Annotated in this window: 16 protein-coding genes and 1 pseudogene; 4 read left to right on the top strand and 13 right to left on the bottom strand. The window is 40.6% G+C overall.

Annotated features, from left to right (window positions below):
* Positions 1-137 precede the first annotated feature (137 nt).
* The 11 genes and pseudogenes from MSWH1_RS03325 to MSWH1_RS03370 all read right to left on the bottom strand — a co-directional run bounded on the left by MSWH1_RS03325 (position 138) and on the right by MSWH1_RS03370 (position 13,454).
* Entirely contained in the window at positions 138-956 is an 819-nt protein-coding gene (locus tag MSWH1_RS03325) for a DUF1638 domain-containing protein (protein ID WP_048126082.1), read from the bottom strand.
* Between the two features lie 65 nt (positions 957-1,021).
* Positions 1,022-1,951, bottom strand: coding sequence for a transposase (locus tag MSWH1_RS18775; RefSeq protein WP_052723121.1), 930 nt, complete (start codon positions 1,949-1,951; stop codon positions 1,022-1,024).
* A 23-nt stretch (positions 1,952-1,974) separates the two neighbouring features.
* Positions 1,975-2,809 (bottom strand): annotated as a pseudogene (locus tag MSWH1_RS17350) (transposase); the annotation flags it as partial.
* A 155-nt stretch (positions 2,810-2,964) separates the two neighbouring features.
* Positions 2,965-3,195 carry an IS200/IS605 family transposase gene (gene tnpA, locus MSWH1_RS17830; protein WP_255350484.1) on the bottom strand — a complete coding sequence of 77 codons (231 nt, stop codon included), beginning with the start codon at positions 3,193-3,195 and terminating at the stop codon, positions 2,965-2,967.
* A gap of 290 nt (positions 3,196-3,485) precedes the next feature.
* Positions 3,486-4,388 (bottom strand): methylenetetrahydrofolate reductase, encoded by a 903-nt coding sequence (locus MSWH1_RS03340; RefSeq protein WP_048126084.1) that lies wholly within the window; start codon positions 4,386-4,388, stop codon positions 3,486-3,488.
* A 24-nt stretch (positions 4,389-4,412) separates the two neighbouring features.
* Entirely contained in the window at positions 4,413-5,027 is a 615-nt protein-coding gene (locus MSWH1_RS03345; protein WP_048126086.1) for a methylenetetrahydrofolate reductase C-terminal domain-containing protein, read from the bottom strand.
* A 2-nt stretch (positions 5,028-5,029) separates the two neighbouring features.
* The gene (gene folP, locus MSWH1_RS03350) at positions 5,030-6,256 is read right to left on the bottom strand and encodes a dihydropteroate synthase (RefSeq protein ID WP_048126088.1); all 1,227 of its coding nucleotides are present in this window, start codon (positions 6,254-6,256) and stop codon (positions 5,030-5,032) included.
* Between the two features lie 1,622 nt (positions 6,257-7,878).
* Entirely contained in the window at positions 7,879-8,742 is an 864-nt protein-coding gene (locus tag MSWH1_RS03355) for a bifunctional methylenetetrahydrofolate dehydrogenase/methenyltetrahydrofolate cyclohydrolase (protein ID WP_048126091.1), read from the bottom strand.
* A 25-nt stretch (positions 8,743-8,767) separates the two neighbouring features.
* Positions 8,768-10,006 carry a bifunctional serine hydroxymethyltransferase/L-allo-threonine aldolase gene (gene glyA, locus MSWH1_RS03360; RefSeq protein ID WP_048126093.1) on the bottom strand — a complete coding sequence of 413 codons (1,239 nt, stop codon included), beginning with the start codon at positions 10,004-10,006 and terminating at the stop codon, positions 8,768-8,770.
* A gap of 459 nt (positions 10,007-10,465) precedes the next feature.
* Positions 10,466-11,074, bottom strand: coding sequence for a phosphoribosylglycinamide formyltransferase (gene purN, locus MSWH1_RS03365; RefSeq protein WP_048126094.1), 609 nt, complete (start codon positions 11,072-11,074; stop codon positions 10,466-10,468).
* A gap of 1,393 nt (positions 11,075-12,467) precedes the next feature.
* Complete coding sequence (locus tag MSWH1_RS03370) at positions 12,468-13,454, bottom strand: transcriptional regulator (protein ID WP_048126096.1); 987 nt, start codon at positions 13,452-13,454, stop codon at positions 12,468-12,470.
* A gap of 155 nt (positions 13,455-13,609) precedes the next feature.
* On the opposite strand from MSWH1_RS03370, the gene MSWH1_RS03375 reads away from it, so the two are divergent.
* Positions 13,610-14,896 carry a tRNA(Ile)(2)-agmatinylcytidine synthase gene (locus tag MSWH1_RS03375; RefSeq protein WP_048130199.1) on the top strand — a complete coding sequence of 429 codons (1,287 nt, stop codon included), beginning with the start codon at positions 13,610-13,612 and terminating at the stop codon, positions 14,894-14,896.
* A gap of 178 nt (positions 14,897-15,074) precedes the next feature.
* On the opposite strand, the gene MSWH1_RS03380 is transcribed toward MSWH1_RS03375, so the two are convergent.
* Positions 15,075-15,842 (bottom strand): NAD+ synthase, encoded by a 768-nt coding sequence (locus tag MSWH1_RS03380; protein ID WP_048126098.1) that lies wholly within the window; start codon positions 15,840-15,842, stop codon positions 15,075-15,077.
* A gap of 694 nt (positions 15,843-16,536) precedes the next feature.
* Here MSWH1_RS03380 and MSWH1_RS03385 point away from each other — a divergent pair.
* The 3 genes from MSWH1_RS03385 (at position 16,537) to MSWH1_RS19825 (ending at position 20,699) form a co-directional block, all read left to right on the top strand.
* Complete coding sequence (locus MSWH1_RS03385; RefSeq protein WP_048126101.1) at positions 16,537-18,912, top strand: CDC48 family AAA ATPase; 2,376 nt, start codon at positions 16,537-16,539, stop codon at positions 18,910-18,912.
* 147 nt (positions 18,913-19,059) lie between these two features.
* Positions 19,060-19,314, top strand: a complete 255-nt coding sequence (locus MSWH1_RS03390; RefSeq protein ID WP_048126102.1) for a PRC-barrel domain-containing protein — start codon at positions 19,060-19,062, stop codon at positions 19,312-19,314.
* Between the two features lie 1,211 nt (positions 19,315-20,525).
* The gene (locus tag MSWH1_RS19825) at positions 20,526-20,699 is read left to right on the top strand and encodes a hypothetical protein (protein WP_231591887.1); all 174 of its coding nucleotides are present in this window, start codon (positions 20,526-20,528) and stop codon (positions 20,697-20,699) included.
* A gap of 74 nt (positions 20,700-20,773) precedes the next feature.
* Here MSWH1_RS19825 and MSWH1_RS17355 read toward each other — a convergent pair whose 3' ends face one another.
* Positions 20,774-21,619: a hypothetical protein gene (locus tag MSWH1_RS17355; RefSeq protein ID WP_052722552.1), complete on the bottom strand. Its 846-nt coding sequence runs from the start codon at positions 21,617-21,619 to the stop codon at positions 20,774-20,776.
* Positions 21,620-21,917 lie beyond the last annotated feature (298 nt).

The following is a 21,917-nucleotide window of genomic DNA, read 5'->3' on the forward strand; positions in this document are numbered from 1 at the left end:
AATACTCTAGAAAACCCCTACTCAGGGATAAAAAAGCTTTGAAATGAGGAAATGCCCCCGGAATATTTAACCTGATAAACTAAAAGTTATCTACGGCAGGATCAAAATAGGACCTGAAATAACTTTTTCCAGAGGGGTTACATTAAGACAGGGGCCGTAAGCGAATGCTTCAGTTCACTGTAACACATTTCAAAGATAGCCTGGTCAGTTTCGATTTCTGTAATTTCAAAATTATAGAAAGCTGCAAATTCCCTTACCCTGGACTCGAAATTATGCTGATAGTTTAAGCCGGCATTAATCTTTGCTACCTGAGTATATCTGGCAGCCCGAAATACCAGCTTTGACTCTTCGAGATTTTCCAGACTCCGGGCAAACCCGTTAGCTACAACCATTTTTTCCCAGTTGGCAGCCCACATGGAAGTAAGCATGAAAACCCTTTTACCCCTGAAACCCTTTATTTTTTCCACGAAAGCTCTTTTGCCCCCTAGAGCCGCACAGATGCAGTCATCAACGATGTTTCCTTCGGGGTCCCTGAGCAATGTGAGAGGACACTTAAGGTACTTGAAATCTATCTCAATATCTTTGAGCAAGTTTCCGCAAAGCCCATAGAACAAAAGCATTTTGTCTGAGAAGAGCGACATCTTCAGAATCGCATCATATAAGTTCGTTTTCAGCATAGTACGCTTTTTTCCCATGCCAACTACTTCAAGGATGTTGATCACAAGCATGAGGCCCTCCCTGTCCACACGCATCACATCCTTAAGGAACCTTTGTGCCTCGATATTATTGAGAGTCAATTCCCGGCAGGAACAGCCAATTTCACCAAACTTCCGTACAATGTCCTCCGAACTCCCATTTTTCAGTACTATAACTTCATCCACCTCTTCATCATGCTCCACTAAATGGACAATTTCATCCTCAAAGATTTTACATGATATGATACTCATTACCTTCATTGTGACCTCCTTTTCGAGCTCTCTGATTCTGGCGGAAAAACTCTAAATCCACCAACAAATCCGGATTACAGAAAGAAACATAAAAACTCCCAACCCTCATAAACCCATGCAGGATACAGTAATGTACAGGTGGTGTCGATTATAATGTATTTACTGGGAGTATGTGAACTACCCCGCCCTGCTTTCTGATGAAAGCGAGGAAGGAGCTTCTTTCGAGTGATTACGTCACCTGGATATTTGCAGTGATGCAAGTATCCATCTGTAATCCTGTTCTGAGGACGTTTTCTTTTTCCAGTTACTTTCTTTGATTGAGCCATTTTTTTTACGTTAAGATCACCAACAATTATTGTATTGGCTCTGGTGTTCTCAATCATGGTTTTGGAAAGCTTATGTTGAAAATCTTTTATCTGATTAGACTTTTTTGCTTCCATCTTTATATATGTTTTGTGCAGTCTATTCCATCTATTGCTTCCTTTTTTACAATGATCTTTTCTGGATTTGATTGTATCTATTTTTGTATTCCAGTATTGATCTGAACGTGGTGTTTTAACTTCAAAGAATTTTCCTTGAGTGTTTACTGCTGTTACTATTTTCGTGATTCCTAAGTCTATTGCTTGATACAAATCGTTATCAACATACTCTGTTATGGGACTTATAGGATTTTCATCATATGTTATTAATACAACGAAATTTCCTCTACCCTTGTACGGATCATAATTGTAGATTTCAACCTGCTTGATTGCCAACAAATCACAGACGTTTCCGACTTCAAAAGATAATGGAATTTCATTTGCCTTATGAGAGAAACTTTCTTTCAATGCTGGAAGGTGATTCTGTTGTTCTACGTACTTTACAGTTCTTTGTTCAGTTTCCCATGAGTTTTTTCTTTCAGCTAAAGCAAAATTATAGAGGCATCTACATTGTTCAGATAATTGCCAAAGAACATCTATCTGTTCTTCAGTTGGATTGATCTTTATCTTCTTCGTCAGATGCATATTTGCCCTGGTTGTCCACATAATTTTGCAATCATTTCTTTGTAGATTTTAATTTCCTTTTTAGTGTCTCTCCTTGAATCAAATATTTTCAGAGGGTATCTCAGCATATTGAAAAGTTTCTTAAAATTACAGTTTTTCCTTGGAAAAATTAAAGGTACCACCCTGAACTCTCTCACAGATATACCATAGTTTTCGTAAGAATAGTATCTTCTATCAGCATAAACAATGTCTCCTGCTTTTAATATTCTCCGTTTTTTGAGTTCCTTGAGTATTTCTGGATAAATTTTAGGTTCTGATACATTTGCTTCATTAATCAGAAATGCTAAAGGTTTCAATGTTTGATATTCAAGTGCAAGAGTCAGTTTCACGCCAATGAAGAATCCTCTATGAGTTGAGTGGCCCCACTTGTATTCTTTGTTTTCCAGGCTTTTTTTGGTAATCTTTTTTGCATGCCAGTTCAGGTTAAGGTTTATGTCAGTACTGTCACTGATAATGCCTATTGATCCTTTTTTTCTCTTAGGGCATAATTCGTTCAAGAGTTCAAAAACAAAATAAGTAAACTGGTTTGGTTCATACTTACTAAGAATGCCATAAATTTCATTTTCAGTTGGTACCGAACTGATTTTTAGGAAATTTCTCAAGCTTTCCCTTTCGTTTAATTCTCTGATAGCATAGGTAATTCTACAGGAAAAAACATGCTTAAGAGTACGATTTTAATTGCAGGCACTGATCTTGAGAGGGGCACAATGCTCCTCCTTGTGAGTATTTGCCTGCAAGATCTCAAATCAAAAACATTTAATATTTCGGATAACAATTTCCATTTGAATCTTTGTTTAGTGGAATAAACGGAGCTTTCATAATATATCGTCAGAAGAGGATTTTATATCCTTTTCCATAAAATTGAAGGCTTATTAAGGCTTTAATTAAAATTTATTTTAAATATAGGATTCACTTCTTTTAGGAAAACTGTGATCTGATTTAATTGGTATAAAAAAGGACAAATATGGTTCAATTTAAGGGTGAATTCGAGAGGACCCTATATATTTTGGAATATCAAGCGAAGGTTTTGCTGAAAATAATAAGTGAAAATAGTCTTTGTCACACTCTATATTCAGCACTTCAACATCGAATGTTTCACTTATGTTATGGATTTTAGTTTTAAGAAAATCAACAACTAAAGGGTTCGTTAGAGCTTTTCTCCTATATTTCACACACTGAACTAAATGATAATGGAGTGAATACACAGAATGGCTCCTACAATTCAGTTTATACTACATAGATATAACTATATTGATGTAACAATAAATATAAATTATTATGCTACTGTTGTTTTGTAGAAGTTAACGGCTTTCATCTCCCATCTGTCGCTTACGCTCCGAGGAAGGAGACTTCCCACCTTAAAGTTAAAAGTAGGTAAAAAGAACGAGGTATGAATTATAAGAAGAAATTTTTTTCAAAAAATGAAGGTAATTGCACAAAATACACAGGACCTGAAAGCCTCGGCACTGGAAGAAAAAGAGAAGAAATCTCCCAGTTAAAGTGAATTTTCGGGATCCCGTTGTTTATCTGAAATTCCAGCCATGGAAAGCAGTCTGGGGGTGTTTTTGTGAGATCCGATTGGCATAATGTGAACCCCTCGTGAGAGTTTTGTCAATTCTTTTATAGTTTCGGAAGCTATTAACAGACCTTCTTCTATAGGGGAAGCTGCATCTTTCATTCGAAGCATGGTTTCTTCAGGCACATGAATTCCTGAGATGTTTTTATTCATATATTCAGCCATGCCCAGGGATTTGAGAGGAATCAAACCTGCAATCACAGGTACCTCAAGATGGTTTACTGCTTCCGTAAACTCCTCGAACCTTCCCACGTCATACACAGCCTGTGTCTGGATAAAATCGGCTCCGCATCTGACCTTTTTTTCAAGCTTTATTAACTGCAATATATTTTCAGGATCTATGCCTGAGACCGCGCCTGCACAAAAGGAAGTGCTTCCATCCAGCTTTTTTCCTGCAAAATCAATGCCTGAATCAAGCTTCCTGACAAGTTCAATGAGCTGTACGGAGTCAAGATCATAAACGGGTTTTGAGCCTGGATGATCTCCACAGATAGGATGATCTCCGGTCATCAAGCAGATGTTCCGGATTCCCAGAGCGTATGCTCCCAGAAGATCGGATTGAAGCCCGATTCTGTTCCGGTCCCGACAGGTAAGCTGCATGATAGGTTCATGCCCTTGATCGAGCAGAAGCTTGCTGAAAGCCAGTGAACTCATGTGCATAATTGAGCACTGATTGTCCGTAACGTTCAGGGCATCCACAGCACCTTTTAACTGGCAGGTATCCTCCAGGGAAGCTGAAAACCTGGTCCCTTTGGGGGGAGAGACTTCAACAGTAACCAGAAACTTCCTGGAGTTCAGTTTTTCACGAAAATTAAAAAGCATTAAATAAGAATATTAGGAATGAAATTATTTAAAACCATGCTCCTGGGGGGCATGGGTAACGTAAAGAAGGTCAAGCCTGTTGATCTTTTTCAAACGCTCATAGATAAGAGCCCATACACAGTTATTTTCCCTGTTTACCTCGCACATCCCTTCCACAGCCCCTCCGCAGGGCCCGTTGAGAAGTGCCTTAGGGCATTGAGATTTCGGACAGAGACCGCCATATTCACTTATGGTACAGTCCCCACACATAACGCACTGGTTGGAAAGAAGCTTGCCTCCACCAGAACCGCCAAGTGAAAGAGTGTTGTTCGAACCATATATAGGCAAATCAACAACACTGGCAACAGCAGAAACTCCACTGCCACAACCCATAACAAGAATGCAATGCGCCTCTTTTATTTTCTCATTTTTCTCAGCTAGAGATTCATAGGACCGGATACTGCAGGCTGCAGTTGGAAGAGCCCAGCCTATAACGTGCTTTCCGCTCTCTTCAAGCCGCCTGCACATCTCAAGGACTTCAGGTTCTCCTCCAGTCTTCAGTTTTGCAGCACATACGTTACATCCGACAACAAAGATATTGTCTTCATCTTTTAACAGGGAAAGGATTTCTTCAAAGGGTTTTGCTGAAGTTATGATCATAATTACCTCAAATATCGGTATTCCAGACTAGTCCGATTTGAAATACATTCGCGGATCATTTCTGCAATAAGTGGGAGGGAACGAGCCTGCCCATCCAGTTTTCTGGCAAGGCGTCCAAATTGCAGCAGGGTACCCATCACAAGCACGTCAGTAGTTTCCGTTTCATGGGAAACTGCATCTCTTGCAAGGGCTGCATCTCCACCCCTTGCAAGCATCTCCTGTTTTATTATCAGAGCTTCCGTGGTTGTAAGGTTCCTTATCTTTAACATAAGATGGATGCTTTTTCCCTGCATTACCTGCGAACCGACTTTTGTAGCTCCAATATTCCTCATTGCAATTCCTGCGTCCTGAGGAGTTTTTACTTCAAGCACCGAAACCTCATACCTGTCTTCCTTTACAACACTTACCCGGCTTCTCAGGGCTCCTGAAAGCTTAATAACGTCAGAAGTCTCGGGGACATCATGTGTACGGATAATATGTGCACCTTTGTGAACAGCAATTGCTGCTGCAGCCAGGCTGCCGTAGAGTCTTTCATTTGCAGATTTTCCAAGCACATCTCCTATAAAGGACTTCCTTGAAAGGGCTGCAAGCAGAGGTTTTTCAAAAATCTTAAGGCGTTCAAAATCATCCAGGGTTTCAAAATCATACATCGGAAGCTTTTCTTCTGTCCACCTGCCTATTGCGGGATCAAGAATGAGGCTGTCAGGTTCTATACCTCCAGCCTTAGCAGCCTGTATAATGGAATCAAGTGTTTCAATAATGGAATCCATGCCCAGAGGATCTCCGGGTATTTTTTTAGAAGCCATAACCACAGCCGGGCAGCCATGGTCTGCCACCACTTTTATCATTCTAGGGTCTGCTGTAAAACCGGAAACATCGTTTATGACATCTGCCCCTCTTTTGAGAGCTTCTTCTGCAATTTCGGAAAACATCGTGTCAACGGAAATTACCACATCCACATTGCCTTCCAGCGCTTCAAGCACAGGCAGTAAGCGCTCAAGTTCTTCTTTTCTGCTTATATTTTCTGAAAAGAGCCATGTGGACCGCGCACCCAGATCCAGGAAGGTTGCTCCGTCCTCAACCATTTTCCGGGCGACCTCAAGTGCGGATTCTGGACTTGATATCGAACCTTTGTAAAAAGACTCAGGGCTCACGTTAATAACGCCCATTACATGTGCAGGATATTGATCTCCCACCTTTAGACCACAGATATCAGTATTAACTACCATTTTTGACAACCAGGCTATGCAGCTTTTAACTCAGTTGGCGCAACAGCGCTTGATAAATATGAATGAACCACGTACTTAAGCAAACAATTACAGTATTTTTAAACACGATTTAAACAAGAACGATATTTGAAGCAGGATCTGTAGATTCCTTTTTTTCCGTGAGGAGATATTTTCAGCGGTATTTTGTTGAATAGTGACTGCAGACGCTGTTTATTCAGTCATCCATTAACATTCCCTGAAAAAGCTATTTCTGTCCCTTCACCTGAAAGGCTTCCCGAACGCAAGAAAAACAAAATAATTTTTCCGGCTGCGAAGCTGAACACTTGAGGACTTGAAAGGGAACTGGGGGATACATGTTCGGTTAAGTTTAAGAGCTTCAGGAGTCCAGGAATTCTGGATTCCTTATATATGGAAGTGGATGGAGTTTAAGGTTATGGAATGTACTTTTCTAACTGGAGTGAATTTTTTAATGAAATTGTCTATTTGAGATTAACATGCGATTATGAGAACCTGAAGGATTATCACGGGAACTCAATACCATCAACATATATCAGGCAGATTTATTTGGAGATTGCAAATAACTAATTTTAGCGCCCAGATATTTTATGAAAGTCTAAATATTAAATTAATACTTCATAAACTATTTTTATGATTTACTAAAGGCAAACAGGATTTACAGTAAAATAGGCTTCAATGATACATAAAAATATTGATGTGTAAAATTGATTTATCGCAATCAGGATAATTATGCTGCAGATTAATAATATATTTATATAAAACTCAACCTTAATAACCCAATATGGCATGTCCGGGAGAACAGAGTAATATCACCAAATATACTGCAATCAAAAAACAAATTCATTGGTCATCGGTTAAGGAATTTTTTTGCCCGAAAGCTATCGATTTTGGACCAGAAGCCTACCTTCTTTTTGGCCTATTTATATGAAATCGACACTTTGTTCCAGCCTACAATAATATCAAATATTTGACAACTGTTGTGGAAGTGAAAGCAATTTGTCACGATTCTTCACTTAACCGAAAACGCATGAAAACAAATTTACTTGTCTTGGTGCGAAAAGCTTGAGAAGATTAGTTTTGTGCTTTAAATATAATCAAAATGAAAAAAAGCTTTAAATAAATACAAAATAAAAAAAACCTTAACCCCACATTCCGCAGTATTTTTTCCAAAAATCAATATTTTCTTTGATAGTGTTTTTGAAACAAATCAAATTAATTTGAACTTTTAATGGAACTTGGTGAAAATTGAATGATATCGTTTTTTTGTCTCTATGATACACCATATAGCTGTTTTCCCTCCTGCATAAAAATCCAATAAATCCACGTTTTATCGAAAATCGATAGCAGGAAATATTGTGAATATGCAAAAATTTACTGCGGAAAGTGGGTTAACTATTCAGCCTGCTAAAATCATTTGATTGATACCGATTTTGATGAAACCGATATGTCTGATTACTAACCAATGAAAATTGAAAAAATGTAATCAATAGCCAATAATCAAATAAAATCGATTCCCAGAAATTTGCTTATTGAATTTTAATACAGATGGCTATTGATGTTGTTTTTCCCAGGCTGAATAGTTACAAAAAGCCTTACAATAGGGATTAAAGGCTTTTCTCCGCACACATCAGCACATGCTTCATGAGCATGGCAATTGTCATGGGACCTACGCCGCCAGGGACAGGAGTTATAAGAGAAGCTTTTTGGATTACGTTTTTAAAGTCAACGTCTCCGAATACTCCACCTTCCTCCTGGGTTATTCCCACGTCAAAGAGTACAGCCCCTTCTTTAACCATGTCTGCTTTGATGAGGTGCTTGACCCCTGCCGCAACCACTATGATATCGGCACCAAGGGTGTACTTCTTCAGATCATCGGTGAATATATGACAGACCGAAACGGTTGCGTTTCTGTTCAGAAGCATTGCTGCCATGGGTTTTCCCACAACATTGCTGTGCCCGACAATAACCGCATTTTTGCCCTTAACAGGCACATTATACTCCTCAAGTGCCCTGATAATCCCGTGCGGAGTGCAGGGGACAAGGCCTTCATCCCCTATCATGAGTTTTCCCATATTATAGGGATGAAAGCCATCTGCATCTTTTGCAGGAGATATAGCTTCCATTGCTTCTTGCGGAGAGAAGTGCTTCGGCAGCGGAAGCTGGAGCAGGATTGCGTGAACATCTTTGTTTTTGTTAAGAGAATCAATCAGGGCAAGAAGTTCTTCCTGAGTGGCTTCTGCCGGAAGAAGGTAATCTTCTGCGCTGATACCCACACGCTCGCAGGCTCTGTGCTTCAGGCGGACGTACATCTTTGATGCAGGGTCGTCCCCTACAAGGATGGTAGCAAGCCCCGGGGTGACTCCTCGGTTGCTTTCGAGGTCTTCGACTCCTGACCTCACTTCTTCTTCAACCTGCTGTGCAAGGACTTTTCCATCTATAATCCGTGAATCATAGCTTTCATCTGACAACTGGTAAAACCCCCTATCTCCTCAATTAGCTGTAAATCGGGAACCTTGAACAGAGATCCCTTACCTTTCCGTTGACTTCCGACAGCAGAGCATCGTTTCCTGCATTCTTGATTGCTGTCTCGATGTAGTCGGCAATCAGTTCCATTTCCTTTTCTTTCATACCCCTTGTGGTACAGGCAGGGGTCCCAAGCCTTACTCCGCTGGTTACAAAGGGGCTGCGAGTCTCGAAAGGAACCGTGTTTTTGTTGGCAATGATCCCGGCTTTGCTCATTGCAGCTTCTGCATCCTTGCCTGTAATGTTCATATTATTAAGATTTACGAGCATAAGATGGTTGTCAGTGCCACCGGAAACAATATCAAAACCTTTCTGCCTCAAACAGGAACAAAGAACCTTTGCATTCTTCACTGTCTGAGCCTGATCCTGCCTGAATTTTTCATCCATGGCTTCCTTGAAGGCGACTGCCTTTGCAGCTATGATGTGCATAAGGGGACCACCCTGGATGCCCGGGAAAACTGCCTTGTTTACCCCTATTGCAAGCTCTTCGGTCCTGGAGATAATCATTCCGCCCCTGGGTCCCCGAAGGGTCTTGTGGGTTGTGGTGGTGACAAAGTCTGCATAAGGTACAGGGCTCGGGTGTACACCTGCAACTACAAGCCCTGCAATGTGGGCAATATCTGCAAGAAGGTAAGCTCCTACTTCATCGGCAATTTCCCTGAACTTCTTGAAATCGATCTCACGAGGATAGGCTGAAGCTCCGCATACGATCATTTTCGGTTTGCATTCTTTTGCTATTTTCATGAGTTCGTCATAGTCCAGGGCTTCGGTCTCTTTGCTGACCCCATAAGGTACGATGTTATAGAGTTTCCCAGAGAAACTTACAGGGCTGCCGTGAGAAAGGTGTCCCCCGTGAGAGAGGTCCATGGACATGATTGTGTCCCCAAGCTGCAGTACGGAGAAGTAGACAGCCATGTTGGAGCCTGAACCTGAGTGGGGCTGGACATTCACATACTTTGCCCCGAATAGTTCCTTTGCCCTGGCAATCGCGAGGTTTTCGGCAACATCAACAAAATCACAACCACCATAATAGCGCTTGCCGGAATATCCTTCGGCATACTTATTGGTCATGATTGAGCCTTGGGCTTCCATAACAGCCCTGCTCGCGTAGTTTTCTGATGCAATCAGGTTCAGTTTGTATTCCTGACGTTCGGCTTCCTTTTCGATAGCCTCGAACAATTCCGGATCTATTTTTTCAATATAAGACATTACTGTCACCTCGTAGTCCATGCATTTAAAACTTATTCGAAGTAAAGGGTTTTTGCTAGCGTGAATTGATTAACTGTTAATATGCTTAACGGAAATAGAGATTCTATAAAAAATTTCCCGAGCATTTTGGGGACTCAGGAGATTCGAGAATATGGAAAGTCTTCGGTTGGCCAGTATAGTTTCGTGTAAATAACATAATTCAAATACTTTCCATTTACCATCTTTTTAGGGACATTTTCGTGTAAATAACATAATTCAAATACTTTTTCGCGTGAGTAATATAATTCAAATACTTATAACCGTCAGAGTATTAATGAGGACACTAATGGGTAAAATCTATTCCGGTTTGGGACTACTTCCTATTTTTTGAGCAAGTTCTCAAAACCTATCCCGCCGGAAGTTGCCCGATATTAATACATAGATATTAATACATATCTTTTAATCTGGACTTAAGGACCATTACTTAAGGGCTATTACATTTCTACCCTCGACTTTAAGTTTACCCTCGACAAAGAGCCTGACAGCTTCGGGATAGATAATATGCTCCTGTTCGAGAATCCTGGCAGTGAGAAGCTCTTCAGTATCTCCCGGAAGCACAGGCACACACTTCTGGATGATAATAGGTCCGGAATCGAGTCCTTCATCTACAAAATGTACAGTACAGCCTGCAACTTTTACTCCGTACTCAAAAGCCTGTTTCTGGGCATGAAGCCCTTTAAAAGCCGGAAGAAGAGATGGGTGTATGTTCAGGATCCTGTGCCTGTATGCCCCAATAATCTCGTTTCCTAAAAGCCTGAAATAGCCTGCAAGCAGAAGAAGGTCTGTATCATATTGTTTGAGGACATTCAGGATTTCTCTATCGTATCCGGCTCTGTCAAGCCCTTCGGGATCAAGAAAAACAGCACTGATTCCGTGTTTTCTTGCACGTTCGAGCGCATAAGCATTGGCCTTGTTGGAAATTACCACATTAACTGCCGCATTCTTTATATAGCCCTTTTCAATGCTATCTATGATCGCCTGGAGATTTGAACCCCGTCCGGAAACCAGCACTGCAATCTTTACCGTCATTGAAGCTTTTAGATTGAAACAGTGATATATTAGGGTTTTGGAACTATATTGAATTTGGATAAACTGAAAAAAAAATACTTATGGAATAATTTGGATGATAAGAGGTATTTGATTTCAAGAGTAGACCCTAACTTCATAACTGCTCTTCAAATTAAACTTATAAGTAAGAAATTGGGGCCTGGCTTTACCCCTTCGGTTTTCATAAGTTAAACCGCAAAATGTGTGAGTCATTTATAGAATTAAGTTTGCAATAAAATACGAAGAAAGTTGTTTCTGAACTGCTTCTGAACTTTATATTACATCCATCTGATCTTGTTCCTTCAAAGTAGAAGCCACTGACTGGAAATAATCTTTAACTTACCTTCGGCAGGTCGACATTTAATTTTTGATAATTTTTGTTGATGGCGATTTTGAAATGATGCCCCCTAATTGTGTGTAGTTGTTAGGTTTACATATGACCAATTATTTATCTATTATACTAAACTTTAATGAAAAAATGATTCAGTGCTATAATAAATTAAATAATAAATTTGTATTATTTTGCCTCATTAATAATAAATTATATAATAAATTAAATAATAAATTTGTATTATTTTATAATTGCAAAGGTTCCAGCTACTTAGCCTACTTATCAACATCCCTTAATCATGTTTTTTACGTATCCTCTTCATATCCAGGATTAATTAATCCAGCAAAATAAAATATCAATAAGTTTGTCATATGTTCTGGAAATTTAATTAATCTGTTAATTAACTTCAACTATGTTTTTATTGAAGAGAATACTTGGTTCATTTATCACTTAGAGAAAACCTTACTCAGTCACTTATGTTTTCCTGATATCGGTTTCCTTGAGAACTTCGCTTGGTCCAAATCCAAAGTCAACTTTATCTTTTGAACGGCTCCAGTCTCCTTGAACCCAGTCTTTACCCTGTACTAAACCTGCTTTATTTTTTTGAAAACAAACTTGGGTATTAATATACCACAGTAAATAATATCTCTAAACTTTGACAGCCAAATAACGAACCTTTAATTTTCAAAAAATTATAAAAATATTAAATGGATTGATCCCCAATGGGGTGATTTCCTTCTCCGGATGTTACAGGCAAATGTACGGTCAAACTTATTAATGCTAAAGAAATTTACGATCAAATTTATAATTCTAAAGAAAAAGTGCAGAAAATTAGAGAATAAGAGAATGCTTGATCAGATAGTAAACCTATCTTCCCGAATACAAATTATATTATTTGAGTTATTTTAGAATTCTTTTGCCAGATGATATTAAAGTGGAAAAAGATGGGAAAATAAATTGAAAATTCACGGCCTTGAACTTTATAAAAAGCTTGGTTTACAGAGTTGTTTGTGGAAGGAAAAGAAACTCAAAAGTGAACTTAACTTATGTACCGTCCCGAGTTTCCTTGCGCTCCTCTATGAAATCAAGAAGCTCCTGAGAATCACTTATATTGTCAAGTTCTTTCTTTTCTATCAGCACCGTATTTTCGACTGACTTCAGTTTAGATCGCCCGTTAATAATGAACACGGACTGAGTTTCTGTAATACAGGAGAGGCTGCTCATCAAATGAGCCCGTTTGATTACTGTTGTGTTAAACTCGCTGACCCCTGTAAGGATAACTGAAGACTTGTCTCTTGAGATAGCCTTGAAAGGTGCCTGTGCAGTATGAAGGACATCATATCCGAGCATTGAAATCGTATTGAGGATAAGGTCTTCCGGCAAAAGTACATTCTTTTTTGCCTGGGGTTCTTCCTTTTCAGACTCTGCTTTCTTCCTTGGCTTTCTGCTCCCGCAGGATTTCAGGATATCTATGGGCCTTGCCAGTTCGATCCGGAAAATATCTTCAAGCTGGAGAACTACATCAATGGATGCATCCATGCCTTCTTCTTCATATTTGCTGATAGTCCTTCTCGAAACTCCCACCATGGAAGCCAGGGTCCCAAGAGACATGGAATGGTCCGTCCTTGCCTTCTTCAGGAGATCTCCTTCTATTGAGACATAAAGCCCTCCAGGTGCTGCTGAAACTAGAGGCTGGATATTTTCGACAAAGTAGTCATGGAGGGTCTGGACACTAAGGGCAAGGATATCATAGCGCATGTAGACAACACTGTCTTCAAGCAGCTGGTCCCTTGTTTTGGCTCCAACAACGATAGCGGAACCTCCGAGATACTCAGCAAGATATTTCATCTCCCTTGCTGTTTCTTCGTTCAGGCCGTCAATGTTAAATAAAACCTTGCAAAGTAATAGTGTTTCATCTTTACGTGCGGCAACGTCAAAGCTCCTGGGGCGTATGTTACAACGATCAGAGAGTGCAAAACCTGCACGTGATAATACATCAATAATTTGATGTATGAGAACTTCTTTTGTCATTCCGGTATCAATCTCTGTTTGAACATCTATATATATATATCTCCAACAGAGTTAATGTTTGCAGGGAGAAAACGGGTCGGAGAATCCCGAAAACTAAGGTATCCCAGCTTCGGAATCGTAGTAATATGAAGGTAGAAAACCGGGTACGGAAAAATATGATCATCGGAATTGACGATACGGACTCAAATGAAGGTATGTGCACCACATATCTGGGAGCCCTGCTGCTGGAAGAATTGCAGGAATATGGTACTGTAGAAGCCCTGCCCCTCCTTGTGCGCTTGAATCCTACCATTCCCTACAAAACAAGAGGAAATGCAGCAGTAGCCCTGAAACTTAAAACTGTCTTCCCTGAAAAAGTAATTGCGCATGTAACATCCAGAATAGAGGAACTTGCACGTATGGAGTGCGAAAAAACTAATCCTGGAGCCGTATTTATTCTGGAGGACGATTATGAGAGCCTCAAACCTGTCCTCATGAGTTTTCTGGAAGAGGCTGTAAAGAACGTAATTGAAATAGAGAAAGCAAAGAACCTGATCAATGAACTGAGAATTACCTCTAAGAGCTTCAAGAATGGAAGGGGACTCATAGGCGCTCTTGCAGCCTGTGGAGCAATGCTGAACCCTGAAGAGTGGGACTGTACATTCGAGCATCTGGCATACAGGCAGAAGGAAAAATGGGGAACTCCGAGGGATGTTGATAAAAAAAGTTTTTTTGAAGCTGACCGGGAAACCTACCCTGAAACCTGGGATACTGTAGATCTTACAAACCGGCTCGTTGTCTGCGTGCCTCACTCAGCAGATCCGGTATTATTTGGGATAAGAGGAGAAAACCCTGAGATAGTTAATAAAGCTGCAGCCCTGATCCGGACAGAGCCGGTTGAGCGCTTTGCTGTGTACAGGACAAACCAGGGAACGGACATGCATCTCCTGCCAGCAGAGAATATCGCTAAAATCAGAGACATGCATTCTTATACGTTTGAAGGTACAGTCTCGGCAGCCCCGAAAACCCTTGAAGGAGGACACGTTATCTTTGCTGTCCGGGACGGGGAAGGAGACGAAATAGACTGTGCAGCCTTCGAACCAACCAAGAACTTCAGGTCGCTTATCCGAAAACTGGTGCCTGGGGACCTGATCATCCTTTCAGGGAGTGTCACTTCCGGGACTTTGAACATTGAAAAAATAGAAATTAAAGCTCTTGCCTCCGTATGCAGGGAAGAAAACCCTAAGTGCCCTGAGTGCGGAAAACACATGAAGTCTGCAGGTCAGAGTCAGGGGTTCCGCTGCAAAATGTGCGGGACGCTCTCCCTTTCAAAAGTAAAATATAAGATCGAGAGAGACCTTGAGCCAGGGCTCTATGAAGTCCCCCCCTGTGCCAGGAGACACCTCGCAAAGCCGCTGGCAAGAGAAAAACGCCAGGATATAAAACTTCATCCTGCGCGGTAAGAGGGAAAGCTGCAAACTTAAACTTCTAAGGTGCTACAAGTTAAATTGCTCAGATTTTTATGTCTATGTAAATTGCTCAGATTTTTATGTCTATGTAAATTGCTCAGATTTTTATGTCTATGTAAATTGCTCAGATTTTTATGTCTATGCCCGCCTTTCCCTCAATCCGAGAAACGCGTTATAGTTCCGGCACAGGTGGAGCTTTTCGTTTATGTTCGTTTCTCTCAATGCGTCTGGTAACAGAGCTGAGCTGTTCAGCAGAAATCCCCACATTATCCTGAATTTTTTTGGACTCAGTGCCTTCTTCAAGCATCCTGAGCACCTCATCGATCTTTACGTAAGAAATACCAAGTTCTGCTTCATCGGTCTGGCCTACCCATAATCCTGCAGACGGTTTTTTGGTAATGAGAGGCTCCGGGATTCCCAGCCTGCGGGAAAGTTCCCATACCTCGGTCTTGTAAAGCCCGCCTATTGGCTCAAGGTCGACTCCCCCGTCTCCGTACTTCGTGTAATAACCAAGAAGGATCTCGGTTTTATTTCCTGTCCCGATGACCATGCGGTTCAGCTGGTTTGCGTGGAAGTACAGGAGGGACATCCGGGTTCTTGCCTTCAGGTTGCCTCTGGTGAGCCGGTCTGCGGATTCGCTCTCTGGAACAGCATCCATGAAAGCCGAAACAATGCCTGAGATGTCAATTGTCCGATACTCAATCCCGAGCCAGTTGGCAAGAGTTTTTGCATCTTCGCTGTCAGTAGCAGGGGTAAGGCTGCTTTCGGGCATGTGGAGGCCAAGAACCCTGTCTTTTCCCAGAGCTTTTACAGCAAGAGTTGCGGTAAGGGCGGAGTCAATTCCTCCGCTGATGCCTACAATTGCCCCGTTTGCACCTGCTTTGCCAGTCCTGTTCCGAAGAAAATCAATAATCCTGTTCTGTGCTTTTTCAAGGTCCATGCTTTCAAATTCCTGGAATTTTGTGAATATAGGAAATCAGTTATCTCGAAATTCAAAATCTAATGTTATCTCGAAGTTCAAAATCTAATGTTATCTCGAAGTTCAAAATCTAATGTTATCTCGAAGTTCAAAATCTGAATATTAAACTATGGTTCATCAGAAAGCCTGAATTATCTAATATCTGAAATGCTAATTCAGGTTGTATTAACAGTTTTATACACAGAAGCTGTAAATATATTAACCTAACAGGGAAAAAGGAGCGAAGGGTAAACTTATTTAATAAATAGGGAATATAGGAAACTTATTCTCCGGACATAATAATGTAAATACTTGAGTATTAAACGTACTCAGTAATTGCCCGTTACTTGAGTATCCTGGTATCGGGATGTTAAAGGTACCTTAAGCTGGCGAGATACTTTCTCCGGGAGTGCAAAAACAAAAATAGCTGGACGTCGCCAGGATAAAGGACTTGCAGACACAGATTCGATGCCCGGAATGGTCCAGAGTAAATGCGTATACGGGACAAATTTTCCCGGATGACAGGCATTAAAATAAAAAGAGCATCTAATAAATAGAAGTAGATATTCCAGAGTTATACGACCCGGAAAAATTCGGGAAAAACCGGTGTCATTTCATTTTACGTCATTACCAGATAAAATAACAATCAAAAAGACAACTATTTTCGGGATGATCCATGGAAGAAATACAGTTGAAGGTTGAAAAGGCATATCCTATAGACCTTGGAAGAGGAATTATCCGGCTTGACCCTACAGCGCTACTGAAACTTCAGCTCTCTCCCGGTGACATTGTGGAGATAAAGGGGAAAAAAAAGACCACAGCAAAGGTATGGAGAGCGGACAGGCAGGATTGGGAACAGGGAATAGTGCGTATTGACAATTTCATCCGGCAAAATGCCGGAGTTTCCATAGGGGAGAAAGTGACCATTACAAAGGTCGAAGCCCCGGAAGCAAAAAAGCTTATTCTGGCACTTCCGGAAAGCATGACTCAGGGTGGACCTGAGCTGCAGTTTGGGGAACATGCAAATGAGATCATAAAGCGACATATCCTGAAAAGGCCTGTGTTTAGGGGAGACATAATTCCAATTATAAACTCAATGTCTCAGCCGATGACTGAGTCCCTGACAACAAGCCAGGTAATTCCCCTGGTTGCTGTTGAGACAGACCCTGCCAATACCATTGTCCTGATTACGGAAGCCACAACTATCGAGCTCCGGAAAAAACCGGTACAGGGCTACGAAAAAGCGACTCGAGGAGTCACCACCTACGAAGACATCGGCGGGCTGGGGCAGGAGATCATGCGCGTTCGGGAAATGATAGAGATGCCGATGAAGCACCCGGAACTCTTTGCCCACCTTAATATAGAGCCTCCAAAGGGAGTTATTCTCTACGGCCCACCCGGTACCGGAAAAACCCTTATTGCAAAAGCCGTGGCAAACGAATCCGGGGCAAGCTTCCATTACATTGCAGGTCCTGAAATTGTGGGGAAGTTCTACGGGGAAAGCGAAGAAAGATTAAGGAAGATCTTTGAAGATGCAACCCAAGATGCGCCTTCAGTTATTTTCATTGATGAGATCGATTCCATTGCCCCTAAAAGGGAAAACGTAACTGGGGAAGTGGAAAGACGAGTTGTTGCCCAGCTCCTTACTCTTCTTGACGGGATGGAGGAAAGAGGACAGGTCGTGGTAATAGGGGCTACTAACCGTGTGGATGCAATTGACCCCGCACTCAGGAGACCAGGCCGCTTTGACAGGGAAATTCATATTGGTGTGCCGGACACCAAAGACAGGTACGAGATCCTGCAGATTCACACACGGGGCATGCCAATTGAGAAAGACGAAGAAACCAGGATGTCTGAGCCTGAATCTGAAGTAGAAATCGAAGCCGGAACTGAAGTCGAAGCTGAAATTGAAGCTGAAATCGAAGTTGATGAAGCTGCAATAGACAGGGAAAAGAAAGAGAAGACAAACCTGTATCTTATGTACCTGGCTGAGAGGACTCAGGGCTTTGTGGGTGCAGATCTTCTGGCTCTCGTGCAGGAAGCAGCAATGCGTTGTCTCAGGGAAAGCCTGCCGGATCTTGACCTCGAAAAAGAAACAATTCCTCCTGAACGCCTGGAAAAGATTGTTGTAACTAAAAAGAACTTCGAAGATGCCCTGATGGAAGCCGAACCCTCAGCTCTGAGAGAGATCTTTGTTGAGATGCCTTCGGTTGGCTGGGATGATGTGGGCGGCCTGAATGAAGCAAAGAATTCGATTGTTGAAGCTGTTGAATGGCCCATTAAAAACCCGGAAAAGTTTATCCAGATGGGCATAAAAGCTCCAAAGGGAATCCTGCTCTACGGCCCTCCCGGTACTGGTAAGACCCTGATAGCACAGGCTGTTGCCAAAGAGTCAAATGCCAATTTCATAAGCGTCAAAGGGCCGGAGATGTTTTCGAAATGGCTTGGAGAGTCGGAAAAAGCAATTCGGGAAACCTTCAAGAAAGCAAGGCAGGTTGCTCCCTGTGTTGTCTTCTTTGATGAGATCGACTCCATTGCTGCGATGCAGGGTGTGGACACGGACAGCCGGGCTTCGGAAAGGGTACTCAACCAGCTGCTGACCGAAATGGACGGGCTTGAGACTCTCAAAGACGTGGTCATAATTGCCGCAACTAACCGCCCTAACCTGCTTGACCCTGCAATCATCCGTCCGGGGCGTTTTGACAGGCTGGTTTACGTTGGGGCACCTGACCGTAAAGGCAGGATGAGGATCTTTAAGATCCACACAAAGAATACTCCTCTTGCAGAGGATGTGGACCTTGAAATCCTTGCCAGTATAACAGAGGGGTATGTGGGTGCTGACATAGAAGCGGTATGTAGAGAAGCCGTAATGTTTGCCCTAAGGGAAAACTTTGACATCAAAGAAATTGAGATGAGGCACTTCAGAGAAGCCCTTAAGAAAGTAAAACCCACAATTTCCGAAAACATTGCCCAGTTCTATGAGAAGATAGAGGAGCAGTTTAAGGGAGGTCAGAGACCGGTAGAGACAGCTGGACTTGTGGGATACAGGTAAGAATTTAAATGAATAACTCTTAAAAGAGAAGAGTTTATAAAGATGATAACTTCAAATTGAATAAAATATCACAAGTAAAAGTATTAATACAAAAAAGCCAGCTTTACCCAAATTCCGCATAACACTGAGCACGGAGACAAGATAAGAATGTCTAAAGTATTTGCAAAAAACCTCCTCTTCAATAAACAGGTGATGGCTACCGACGGAACGGAGATAGGAACGCTGAGCAACATTGTAGTCGAAATCAAAGGAGGAAATATCATTGATCTTATGGTCAGCCCCAATCCCACCTTTGATATTTCAAGATACAAAAAAGAAGATAACTATATCCTGATTCCTTTCGACTCCGTAAGCGCCATCAAGGACTATATTATAGTAGACAAAATGAAAGCAAGGGCATGAATTGAAAAAGGGAAGGAAAGAATTTGTTTACTTTCTTTTTCTTTCATTTCCTTTCAGATCCTGTTTTCGTTTTCATTCTACATTTCTTTCAGCCCAGAGGAACTCTTCGTTTAATTCTTGCTATTCAATCTCTGGAAACACCGTTCTAATCCCGGTTTGTTTTAATCTAAGGAACTTTTCTTTTAATTCTGAATTTTTTTAGTTGAACTTTTTTAGTTGAACTTTTCTAATTCAGGTTGATCAGAAGGGATTCTAGCTCCGTTTGAAGCTTTCGTGTGACAATGACTATGCCAGCAGAGATATTGGAATGATGAAAGCCGAGGGTGGAAAATACTTCAACCTGGTTTCAATCATAAGCTACTAAGAGCCTATCCGAAAAGTCAGAGTAGATGACCCCTTTTCGGGTAGGCTCTAAAGGGAATAGCATTTTTGCTGTTTTTATTAATTTTGAGCAAAAAAAGTTTTAACTTTTATAATTAAGTGTTTGATTATGGACTCAAAGCACCTACATTTCAAATGTGATTCAAATGCTTTAAGTAACTGAGCCAGAAAACCAAAAATATTTCCTTTATTTCATCCCCCCATGAATATTAATCATAAATTTCACGATGTTCCCTCTTTCCCGTGAAATCTTCATCATCTTAATCCTCTTCAAGGTATTCACAAAAGGATTCACCTGATGATATTTTGAGCTCTGCCAGGCAAAAAACTTGTGGGCGAGGAATAACAGTATTGCACATATGGACGACAAAAATAATGCACTTACTGACATTTGTACTTCGAAAGGTGACGTTTTACTTGCTCCTCTTAATTTTCCTGTGATATTGAATGCAAGGAGAAGGTGACCTCCTTCTTAGAGTTTTCGGTATGTTTCTATTTATATTGAGTTATTGGTTTTTTTGTGTAAGAAGTGTTATAGGAAATGTTAGTTCCAATCCCTCATATCACGAAAATTTAATTATGGAAGAGCTCATCCCAAAACCAATTTTATTCTCAAAAATCAATAGTATTTTTTGAATACAGGAGTGTTTATGCGTGAACGATTTTCCGGAGTTTATGAAAAGTAAAAGTAATCATATGGGAGCACGGAGCAAAATACTGAAGATATCGAGGGCTATTTTTACGAGGGTGCAGACGGCAGTCAGATGGCTTTCTGGACCTGTTATTCTGACTGAGTTCCCAAAAAACATACTCATGAATTTGATGAGTATATGGTTTGCGTTAGTGGTCAATATACGGCAGTGTTAAATGATGAGGAGTTTGTTCTCAATCCCGGGGACGAATTATTCATCCCGAAGAGGACAGAACAGTGGGGAAAATGTATTGCTAGAACAAGAACTATCCATGCATTTGGGGGAAAAAGAATTCATAGGGATGAAGAGTGAGGAATTCGTAAAAATGTGCTTTGGGAATACTTTCGATATCATAATAAATATAAATTGCTTCTGAATATATTTAGTTATAAATCGAAAAACAGATCATCAGGTGACTTTTTGAATCCATTTATACGTCTTATTTCCCTTTTTATCCTCTCTATGTCATCCCTCAATAATGGATCATCACCTTTTTTGTTCAAATCGGATTTTTCCTTTAACTCTCTCTTAAGTTGAGCTATCTTTACATCAGCCATTTCTTCATATGTTGTTCCCGACTCTTTAAAAATAGAGGGAAGACCTAAGCTATCTAGAAAACTAAATGTTCCATTTAGGTTGGAAACTTCTTTTCTCATTTCATTTACTGTTGAATTAAATTCTGCAATGGACCCAAGAATTAGCGTTAATATATCATCTTCGGTATTTTCAAGGTCTGCCAAACTTCTAGCTAAATTCTTATAGGTGTACGCTAGAGTTATGGGGTTTAAATACTTATATACTGAATTGTCCATATTTTTTATTTGTTCGTAAAGCCTTTTCCTCGCCTCTTCGACTTTCTCTGGGTTTTTTAAGTCATAAGAAATAATTCTCATATCGTCAATGTCAAATGGAGTTTCTTGACCTTCTGTTTTCATCAGAACACATGGCTTTTTCATCGCATGTCTCACTGCGAGTTCATAAAAGACGTTCGGATTATTATTGGTTAAGTCGGCTATAACTAAAGGGGACGTTATTATTTTATCTATGATCTGGAACTTTATCATGCCCGACTCATTCATATGATCAGCTCTTATGGGGGCATAATTAAGTTTTTCAACAACGGGTTGAATAACATATTTAAAAAATAAATCGGAATTTTTTCGAATCTCAGTGTTCTCTTCACCAATTGGACATATGATAAAACAAGTTTTAGGAGGATGGGTGGGTTCCATTATAAACACATCTCTATAAAAAGTTTCTTAAAAGTCTAAAAAATATCAAGATAGATAATTACACTTATATGTATATCGTTTTTGTACCACTTTCTTTAAAATAACGAATCGTATATCTATACCTAGACACGTTTGCCACGATTTTAACCATGGCTTTCTGCTTTCCATATTCTTTGAAAACTCCTAGATCCGAAATTGAATCCTAACTACTTGCTTATTTTATTCTTATTTACTGCTCTACCTCTTCATCCTTCGTGTATAAATGCCAATGTTTTTTAGTTTATAATTGATAAAGGAC

The organism is Methanosarcina sp. WH1, assembly GCF_000970005.1.
In the GTDB taxonomy this organism is placed as follows: domain Archaea; phylum Halobacteriota; class Methanosarcinia; order Methanosarcinales; family Methanosarcinaceae; genus Methanosarcina.